This window comes from uncultured Phascolarctobacterium sp. (assembly GCF_937920985.1).
In the GTDB taxonomy this organism is placed as follows: Bacteria; Bacillota; Negativicutes; order Acidaminococcales; family Acidaminococcaceae; genus Phascolarctobacterium_A.
Genome location: NZ_CALDXR010000042.1, coordinates 1 through 9,182 on the forward strand (window position 1 = coordinate 1; position 9,182 = coordinate 9,182).

Genomic DNA, 9,182 nt, shown 5'->3' on the forward strand with positions numbered 1-9,182 from the left:
CAACCCTTTAGTGCACCGAGTTATACGATATATTTGTCAAAACAGTTTTCAAGGAACATGTCGGTGTTCAACCGATGAACAAAGTATAACATATTATAATGAAGTAATCGTGGAAAAAAAGGTGCGCATTGCCTTTTTACATTGGCGGAAGAGAAACTGTTTAAAGTTATTCGTAGAAATAAAAACAGCGTTGATTTTTTGGGTAGACAATAGATATCAGGAGAAGGGCTCTGTGATATTGAAAAATAGTAGGCATTGCCTTATAATATATTATAGAATAGATGATAAGGAGATGATTTTTGTGAGCATACGTGAGCTTAGAGAATGCACTGGACTGAGTCAGAATAAATTTGCAGCAATGTTTGGTATTCCTGCTGCAACAGTAAAGGATTGGGAGTATGGCAGACGCAATCCTCCGAGTTATGTGGTGGACATGATAAAAACGATTTTAGAATATAAGGGAATTATCATTGACAGTAATTATGTTGATGAGTGTGAAAAAAGAAGAAAAAGTGTTGAACGTGCATTGGCTGTAGTTCTTACTGCTACAGAAGGGCCTAATGAAGAGTTTATGAATGCGCTTGAGTTATATATTAATGGTAAGCTGACTCTTAGCGAAATCGAAAACAAGGTTAATCGTCTTGAGTACATAGGAGCGTAAGGTATATGGATAATGGAAAATATTGCTATCCTAATAGTGATGTCTTAATCAATAATTACAATATACATGATAAAGCTTTACTTGAAAAGCTAGAAATACAAAAGGTTACTGTCAAGCTTTTAGGTTTGGATATCAGACCGGAGCGAATAGAGGCAACGTTTGATATTCAGCATCTGATTGCTGTACACAGGTATTTATTTTTAGATTTATATAATTGGGCAGGACTTTTTCGTGATGAAAATTTGTATAAGAGCGAAAGGGTTTTAGCAGGTGGTTCAGCAGAATATGCTGATTACAAAGATATAGAGGCAAAGCTTAAAGCCTTTTTTGACAAATATGGTGAGATTGACTGGAATAAAGAAGATAAAGCTTTGCCTTCGATAGTAGTAGATTTTCTTGTAGAATTGTGGAGTATTCACCCATTTCGAGAAGGAAATACAAGAACCTGCGTGACATTTTTATGGCACTATTTGCAAGCTCACAATATAGAGTTTCATATTGAGTTAATCAGAAATAACCCAATGTACGTCAGAGATTCTTTAGTGATGGCGAATTATGAGCAAAAGGAGTACCTTACTCGTATTATAACTGACGCTATATTGGGAATTAAGAATGCTCATGAATCTGTAAAAAGTAATTCTGAGAATAAAGAGAGCTATAGAATTGCAAAGTCGGATTATGATGCATTCAAAGCAAAGTATTCTGTTAAAAAGTAGGCAATGTATTGTGCCACGTGCGCAGAAGCTTTTGCCTATATATTATAGTTCCTAGTGAAAATTGTATAAGTATGGACAAAATCAACAAATGCTGACGCTTCGCATTTACGCAAGGCGTCAGCCTTTTTGCTGTCGTTGAGGGTTAGTGGTTGAGCATGAAGGCCGAAGCTGAATTTTGCTTTAGGGTTGCTTTGGCTGGCGGTTACGCTTGAGCTTTCTGAGTTTAAGATAGCCGTTGTAGGGATCATGCTCGAGCTTGGGATTGTGCCTGATGCGGATTTTTTTGAGCAGCGATTTGACGATTTTAAGGTCAACTCGAGGACTTTTTCCTCTTTCGATAGCAGTAGTTATCCTGATAGAGCAATGCTCTTTAGCGGCGCTTTGATGTTCAACGTTGGTATAAGGATAAGGAATATAGCCTTCTGCATCTAGAAGGTACTTAGCGAGCCAATAGATTTCTTCTTCTATCCTGCTGCTGAGGGTGAATAGAAATGTGTCGTAGTAGAGCTCTAAAAAGTCATTGAGGGATATTGCAGAGTGCTGCGCAAGGCAGGCGTTCAGCTCCTTGTCATTATGGATGATGCGTAAGTCTAGGTCAGGAACGCTTGCTATAAGACCATAGGGGGTTCGTTTAATAATAACGTCATAGGTTAGGTTCATGGGATACTCCTTGAAAAAAATTTATTATCTATGTAAAGCGAAAGCTGAGGCCTCTAAGGATTTCGCGTGTTGTTTGCTTAAAAATGCTATGAATGCAGCATATAATGATAGGTGTACATGTGATTTGTTGAAAGGGTGAGAAAAATGCAGAAAAAGCATGCTTTTGAAGTAATTCCGAGGGCATTGGTTAAAACGGTAAGGTTTCCTGAGGGACAGGCTTATAAAAATGTGCAGGATGCTGTGTTTGGTACAGCGTATGCACTCGCCATGAGGCTTAAAGAGAGACGCCTTGAATGCCACAGCGTAGATTTGCTGGTGAACTATCATGATGCATTTTGCAATGGCAAGCAAAGCTATTATGACGCAATTGAGCTGTTCGTGGGCGTGAATAATGCGATGGAAATTGTTAAGCTGGTTATGGTAATGTATGAGAATCATATCAGCAGGGAGGCTTTACTTAATGGTATTTCAATCGCACTGAGAGAATTGAAGAGGAAGGCGAGAAGTGACTCCTAGAACGGAAAAATGTTGGCAAAGCGAATAACTTTTTGTTAACCTTTTGGGTGCTATAATGTCCTCAATGAGTAAAAATTGAGTAGAAGTTGAGTAGAATTTAAGTAGAAATTGAGTAGTTTTAACACATTTGGAGGTTTAATATGACTAAAACGATTTCTTTTAATATCCAAAAGGGCGGCGTTGCCAAGACTACATCTGCGGTTATTACTGCAGAAATTTTGCAGCAGCGTGGTTATGATGTACTGCTGGTTGATTTTGATCCGCAGCGCAACCTGACGCATGGGCTTGCAGTAGATAAGCCTAAGTGCCCTGTTGCCGATGTGCTTACCGGCAAAACTAATATTAAGGATGCCATCTTGAGAACTGAAGCTGGGTTGGGACTGTTGCCTGCTGACAGATCCCTGTTTGCGCTGCAGGCTGCTTTGGAAAGCAATGCGCTGGCAAAGGTGCTGGCGCCGGTCAGCGGGTATTTTGATTATGTGATTATTGATACGGCACCGGCATTGTCGTCGCTGTCTGTTAATGCGCTGGTAGCTAGTGACTTGGTTGTTATTCCGGCGGTTCTGGGCGATTTTTGTGATTTGGCTATCAGGGATGTCCTTAATACCATTGATATTGTTAGACAGCAAAATAAAAAATTGGCAGTCGCCGGTATCTTGATTACTATGAGCAAGAAAAGATATGTGCTGGACAGACTGGTTGCAGAACAGTATCAAAGGCTTGCAGATAGTAAGCATATCAGGCTGTTTACATCTAAAATCAGGCAGTGCCAAAAGGTGAAGGAAGCGCAGATGCTGAAGATCAGTTTGCTGGAATATGCGCCGCGGTGTAACGCTGCTCTTGACTATCGTAATTTTGTGAATGAATTATTAGAGCTTTAGTAATAGCAGGTCAGCAGCTGATAGCGTGTTGGAGGAGATTTTATGGGGGATTTTGCAAGCAGTTTAAAAAAGGCAGAGAAGAAAACTTCGGCTAAAGACAAGGTTACAGGCTTCTTCCTGAACAGAAAGGATGAATGCTTACAAAAGGAAAGTAGCAGAAGAATTACAGTTTCTGCTCCGAATGCTTTGTTTAAAAGAATCGAGGCAGCCGCCAAAGAAAGAGGACTTTCGAAGAATGCTTTTATCCTGAGCTTGGTGCATAAGGAACTGGATGAGTAGCTTTTACTTATAAAATGAGTAAAAGCTACTCATTTTTTTTGCAATTGCTGGTTCATTTATTCTAATTTAAGCTCTTCATAAATCCTTCTACGGCAAAAGCTGCCAGCTGTTGAGCAGCAGGCAGCTTTTTGGCGTATTATTTCTTCTTTGAAAAAGTTTAGGAGTTATTTAGGTTTTATGCTCTATAATAATATGAGGGAATTGGCTGATGCTTTTACAAAGACAGTACTTTAACCTCTTGTTCGGGCTGTATGAAATTATATGCTAGTTCTAATTGCACGCATAAGAAGTAGAGTATGGGTGCTGGAGAGCGACGTGGAACAAAGGCTGCTTATATTAACGTAAAGTACTTGGTTTAGCTTTTAATTATTTCATAATAAAATATAGGTAGATAGGTGTTATTGCTAAGTAAAGCAGTATGTCATAGTTGCAAAATAAAAGGATGAGCTTTAAGCCTTGGCTGTTCCAATTAGTAACAGGAACCAGGGCTGATAAGCTCATCTTTTTTAGGTGAACAAAGCTGTCGACGGAGGAGCGGTGCAGTTTTCTAGCTTGGTAACTGTCAAATATAATAGCTAATATATTAGCTGAAACTTGCAAAAAGAATGCTTTTAAGATAAAATATTAGCTATGGATATGTTTGATTTTTTGGAAGCTACCCCAGATGAGATTAACAAAGGAATTGCAGCTCGCGTTCGTACTGTACGTAAACGGCGCAAAATTTCACAGGTTAAATTAAGTGAGAAATCAGGAGTAAGCTTAGGATCTGTGAAGCGCTTTGAGAGTACAGGTGAAATTTCCTTATTATCTCTGACTAAAATTGCTATCGCATTGAATGTTGAACAAGAGCTGAAGCAGCTTTTCAGCAACGTGCCTTATTTGTCACTTGAGGAGATAGAAAATGAAAGAAATCAACAAGGTTAAGGTATCTTATAATGGCAAGGTGGTAGGCTCTATAATTAGGTATCAGCGTTATCTGACCGCTTTTGCTTATGATCCTGAATGGTTGAGTAATGGATTTTCTATAAGTCCGTTTTCGCTGCCTTTAAGAGAAGAGCCTTTTATTGCTAAGCAAGAGCCTTTTGATGGTTTGTTTGGCGTTTTTGCAGACAGCTTGCCTGATGGATGGGGCAGACTGCTGCTGGATCGTTTATTACTGAAAAACAAAATAAATCCCCATAGTGTAGGTAATCTTGAGCGTTTGGCGATTGTCGGCGCATCCGGTATGGGCGCTTTGTCTTATGAGCCTGAGTATAATATTTCTGAAAAAAGCGGTTTTGCTGATTTGGATAAGCTGGCTGAAGAGTGCAGTTTGATACTGTCTTCTGAGTATAATGATAATATTGATGAACTGTTTTCTTTAGGTGGCTCTTCAGGTGGTGCAAGACCTAAAATACTTACAGAGGTTGATGGAGAAGATTGGATTATCAAGTTTCCTGCTTCTATGGATAAACCGGATATAGGCTTGCAGGAGTACAAGTATTCTCTTTGTGCCGGAAAATGTGGGATAAGTATGTCGGAAACGCGTTTGTTTCCTTCAGAGCGTTGTGAGGGGTATTTTGGTACCAAAAGATTTGATCGCGTGAAAACTTCTGAAGGTGAAAAAAGAATACATATGGTTTCGGTAAGTGCTCTTCTGGAAACGTCACATAGGATTCCTAATCTTGATTATATTATCTTGGGAAAATTAACTTTGACGTTGACAAAGGACTATCAGGAGCTTGAAAAACTGTTTAGGTTAATGTGCTTTAATGTTTTTGCGCATAACCGCGACGATCATTCTAAAAACTTTTCGTTTATATATTCGGATGATGAGAAAAAATGGCTTTTATCGCCTGCCTATGACTTGACGTATAGTTATTCTATAGGCGGAGAGCATGCTACAACGGTTGCTGGTAATGGCAAAAATCCGGGCATGAAGGATATATTGGAAGTTGCGAAGAATCTTAGTATGAATCTCAAGCTGGCTGAAGATATAGCGCAGCAGGTTCAGGCTTGTGTCAAAGATGATTTAGGAGAAATTCTTTCTAAAAGATTTTAAGGTTTAATATTTAAAACAGCAATGCGCTTTAATGTTTCCGGATCTGGCTGAATAAGGCCATTTTCGTATCTGCTATAAGTAGCAGCAGTGACGTTCAGAGCTTGAGCTACTTCTTTCTGAGTAAGTCTAGCAGACTTCCTAGCTTCTTTGAACTTGTAGTGAACTTCCATTTCCCAGCTCCTCCCACAAGAAAATTCAAAATCATCCTCGCTTATATTATGTCTGACGTAACAAATAAAGGAAAATTTACGTTGTGGTTTATAAACAACGGGGAAAATAAAATCCCGTCATCGCAGGCAAAAGGCGGCCTGACCTATGACGGGATTAGTGGAAAAATACATCATTCATCCATGTTAAGTATAACAGACATGCTAACAAAAGTCAAAATCCTTATATGGATTAAAAAAGATAGGTTTAGAGAAAATGATGATAGATATTATACTAAAGTACATATTATGCTGCAGTTTAAAAGCGGAAAAATGGGAAGCTTTAAAAGCAGGATAAAATTTTTTAGTGACGAAATATTTACAGTAAAGTATTTTTGATAGAAAAAAAGAGCTGTTGGTTGTAATTTACTAACATCAGATAGACAGAATCTGACGTAGCTTGGGAGTATAATTTAATTGTAGGTTGGAATGGTAATACAAAGGAGAGTGCTATCATGGCTGAAAACATTGAACTTACTGCACAGGAACTGGCTGAAAACGAATTGCTGAACGATGCAATCGCATATGCTGCTACCATGCATCGCAGCGGTTTACGCAAGGGCACGACTATGCCTTACATCGTGCATCCGCTGGAGGTGATGCATATTTTAGAGGTAATGACAGGCGACAAGCATTTAATGGCTGCCGGTGTGCTGCATGACGTGGTGGAAGATACTGATGCTACTATTGAAGATGTTTATGCAAGATTTGGCGATGATATTGGCGCATTAGTTGAAGGCCATACAGAAAAGCATAAGGAAGATCCTTGGGAAAAACGTAAAGAGGAAGCATTGGCACACTTGGCAAAGGCTGATGTGCGTGAGCAGATGCTCGTTTTGGCAGATAAGCTGGCGAATATGCGTGCGATTGCGCGTGATTATGCTAAATACGGCGAGGACTTATGGCGGCGATTCAAACGTGGCAAGAATATCCAAAGCTGGTATTATCATGCTGCAGTGCAGGCAATGAGCGATTTTGAGTTTGATGCGGAAGCAGCGCATTTTTACAAAGAATTTGAGGACAAGGTAAATCAGGTTTTTGGGGATAAAGGATAAGTGCTGAAGATGAATACTACGAGCAGAATGATTGCTTAGTGTCTGAAGTAGAGGCGTAAAATCATTGATTAAAGGAGTGATTTCTAAATGCAAGAAATTAAATGTCCAAAATGTGGTGAAGTATTTCAGGTAGATGAAGCTGGTTATGCAGCTATTGTTAAACAGGTTCGCGATAAGGAGTTTAATAAAGAGCTTAAAGAGCGGGAAGCGCAGTTTAAAATAGCAAAAGAGGATGCTTTAGAAGTTGCAAAAACTAAAGCAGAAAAAGATCTTAATCAGCTGATAGCTCAGAAAGATAAAGAAATTGCGGATTTACAAAAAAAGCATGATAGTGAATCCAATGAAACAAAACTTGAAATTGCAAATTTGAATGCACAAATTGCTGCTGCGGAATCTGAAAAAAATACGGCACTCGAAAAAGCTGAAGCTGAAAAGGATAGACTGATTTCTGAGCTTAATGCTAAACTACAAGCTAAAGATGACGAGCAAAAGCACATTGTCAAAGAGGCTGAAGCTGAAAAGGACAAAATTATTGCTGAACTTCAGAATCAGATAAGTAATATTACCAAGGATCATAAACATGATATGGAGCAGTTGAAAAGTGCAAAACAATTAGAGATTGATGCACTTAGTGCTCAAATTACCAATAATGAAACTGTCAAAAACTTAGCTGTTAGTGAGGTGGAAACTAAATATACTAAGTTGTTAGCTGAGAAAAAAGAAGAAATTGCTAAGCTTAATGGTGATTTAGAATCTAAAAATAAGGAGATGGAAATAAGGGAGAATAGTATTCGTAGAGAATATGATGTCATTATAAAAAACAAAGATGAGCAGATAGAGCAGTACAGAGATTTTAAGGCTAGACAGTCGACTAAGATGATTGGAGAAAGTCTTGAAGTACATTGTAGCAATGAATTCAATAAAGTGCGTCATATTGGTTTTCCTACAGCATATTTTGAAAAAGATAATGATGCTAGAAGTGGTAGTAAGGGGGATTTTATTTTTAAAGATTTTGATGATGAGGGTAATGAATACATTTCTATTATGTTTGAAATGAAAAATGAAGCTGATGCAACTGAGAAAAAACATAAAAACGAGGACTTTTTTAAAGAACTTGACAAGGATAGACGAGAGAAAAAATGCGAATATGCTGTTTTAGTAACTTTGCTGGAAGCAGACAATGACTATTATAATCAGGGGATTGTTGATGCATCTCATCGCTATCCGAAAATGTATGTAATTAGGCCACAGTTTTTTGTTCCGTTAATTTCTTTATTGCGTAATGCGGCTCGCAATTCATTAGAATACAGAAAACAGTTGGCTGAAATGAAGAACCAAAATATTGACATAGAGAATTTTGAAGCAGGGATTGATGAGTTTAAGTGTTTGTGGGGGATGCATTATACCAATGCTCAGAAGAGATTTGATGAAGCTATAGATGAAATAGACAAGACAATACAGCACCTGCAGAAAGTAAGAGATGCTCTCGTTACTTCTGGCAATCATTTGGGCAAAGCCAATAGTCAGGCAGCTGATTTGACAATTAAGCGTTTGACAAAAGGTAATCCTACTATGGCTCAAAAATTTGCTGAGTTGAAAGAAAAATAGCGGGAGCAGTTGTAGCAGGAGGCTTATGCTTATGAGCTGAACGGGTTTATGCAGTTGAAGTATTTTATAAGCTTAGATAAGAGTAAAAAAGCTGATACTCAGTCAAGTCGAAAAGACTTGTGGAGTAGGGCATTGGTCCAATTATCTGTTACATGAGTGTGGATTGACCTGGTCCGCAGTTATGGAGTGAACTTATTACAATATGTGAGTTAGGCTAGTACAAATTTTGTGGTCAATCTAGTCCATGCTATTGGGTTTCAATGGTTGGAGCGTATTGCTCCAGCCATTTTTGTCTGTGCGCCCAGCATGGGTGATAACTTGGTGGTGAAAGTCCACTACGCGCTCGGTAGCAGGAAGCGTTAGCCGAAGGCAAGGGTGTCCATCGTGAGGTGGAATCTGAAGGAAGCCGGATGCTGTTGCGGAAATCAACAGTGGGCAAAGTTCTGAGCCGACGAACAGAAACATTATATAAGGAACGATGACACTCTATCTAATACAGTTATTATACAGTCAATAAGGGTTATAGGTTACCTTTATCAACCTAAATACATTATATAAG

11 protein-coding genes are annotated in these 9,182 nt (G+C 38.7%); 9 read left to right on the top strand and 2 right to left on the bottom strand.

Annotated features, from left to right (window positions below; all coding sequences use genetic code 11):
• Both Q0612_RS07380 and Q0612_RS07385 read left to right on the top strand, forming a co-directional pair.
• The coding region (locus Q0612_RS07380; protein WP_298882774.1) for a DNA-binding transcriptional regulator at positions 1-661 on the top strand (661 nt) is incomplete at its 5' end.
• 5 nt (positions 662-666) lie between these two features.
• Positions 667-1,377, top strand: a complete 711-nt coding sequence (locus Q0612_RS07385; RefSeq protein WP_298882778.1) for a Fic family protein — start codon at positions 667-669, stop codon at positions 1,375-1,377.
• Between the two features lie 180 nt (positions 1,378-1,557).
• Here the strand turns inward: Q0612_RS07385 and Q0612_RS07390 are convergent, their stop codons facing one another.
• Complete coding sequence (locus Q0612_RS07390) at positions 1,558-2,037, bottom strand: hypothetical protein (protein WP_298882780.1); 480 nt, start codon at positions 2,035-2,037, stop codon at positions 1,558-1,560.
• Positions 2,038-2,181: 144 nt separating this feature from the next.
• Here Q0612_RS07390 and Q0612_RS07395 point away from each other — a divergent pair, with 144 nt between their 5' ends.
• From Q0612_RS07395 to Q0612_RS07415, 5 genes are all read left to right on the top strand, one after another.
• Positions 2,182-2,553, top strand: a complete 372-nt coding sequence (locus Q0612_RS07395; protein WP_298882783.1) for a hypothetical protein — start codon at positions 2,182-2,184, stop codon at positions 2,551-2,553.
• Between the two features lie 140 nt (positions 2,554-2,693).
• Positions 2,694-3,434 carry a ParA family protein gene (locus Q0612_RS07400; protein ID WP_298882786.1) on the top strand — a complete coding sequence of 247 codons (741 nt, stop codon included), beginning with the start codon at positions 2,694-2,696 and terminating at the stop codon, positions 3,432-3,434.
• Between the two features lie 42 nt (positions 3,435-3,476).
• A complete protein-coding gene (locus tag Q0612_RS07405; protein ID WP_298882789.1) occupies positions 3,477-3,713 on the top strand; it encodes a hypothetical protein in 237 nt (78 codons plus the stop codon).
• A gap of 636 nt (positions 3,714-4,349) precedes the next feature.
• Positions 4,350-4,637, top strand: a complete 288-nt coding sequence (locus Q0612_RS07410) for a helix-turn-helix transcriptional regulator (protein WP_366517726.1) — start codon at positions 4,350-4,352, stop codon at positions 4,635-4,637.
• Entirely contained in the window at positions 4,615-5,754 is a 1,140-nt protein-coding gene (locus Q0612_RS07415; RefSeq protein ID WP_298882794.1) for a type II toxin-antitoxin system HipA family toxin, read from the top strand. The genes Q0612_RS07410 and Q0612_RS07415 overlap by 23 nt, the downstream gene beginning before the upstream one ends.
• Here the strand turns inward: Q0612_RS07415 and Q0612_RS07420 are convergent.
• Positions 5,751-5,924: a helix-turn-helix domain-containing protein gene (locus Q0612_RS07420; protein ID WP_298882797.1), complete on the bottom strand. Its 174-nt coding sequence runs from the start codon at positions 5,922-5,924 to the stop codon at positions 5,751-5,753. The two genes, Q0612_RS07415 and Q0612_RS07420, sit on opposite strands and share 4 nt — an antisense overlap.
• A gap of 491 nt (positions 5,925-6,415) precedes the next feature.
• On the opposite strand from Q0612_RS07420, the gene Q0612_RS07425 reads away from it, so the two are divergent.
• Complete coding sequence (locus Q0612_RS07425) at positions 6,416-7,015, top strand: HD domain-containing protein (protein WP_298882801.1); 600 nt, start codon at positions 6,416-6,418, stop codon at positions 7,013-7,015.
• A gap of 87 nt (positions 7,016-7,102) precedes the next feature.
• Positions 7,103-8,623: a DUF2130 domain-containing protein gene (locus Q0612_RS07430; RefSeq protein WP_298882804.1), complete on the top strand. Its 1,521-nt coding sequence runs from the start codon at positions 7,103-7,105 to the stop codon at positions 8,621-8,623.
• The last annotated feature ends 559 nt before the right edge of the window (positions 8,624-9,182 follow it).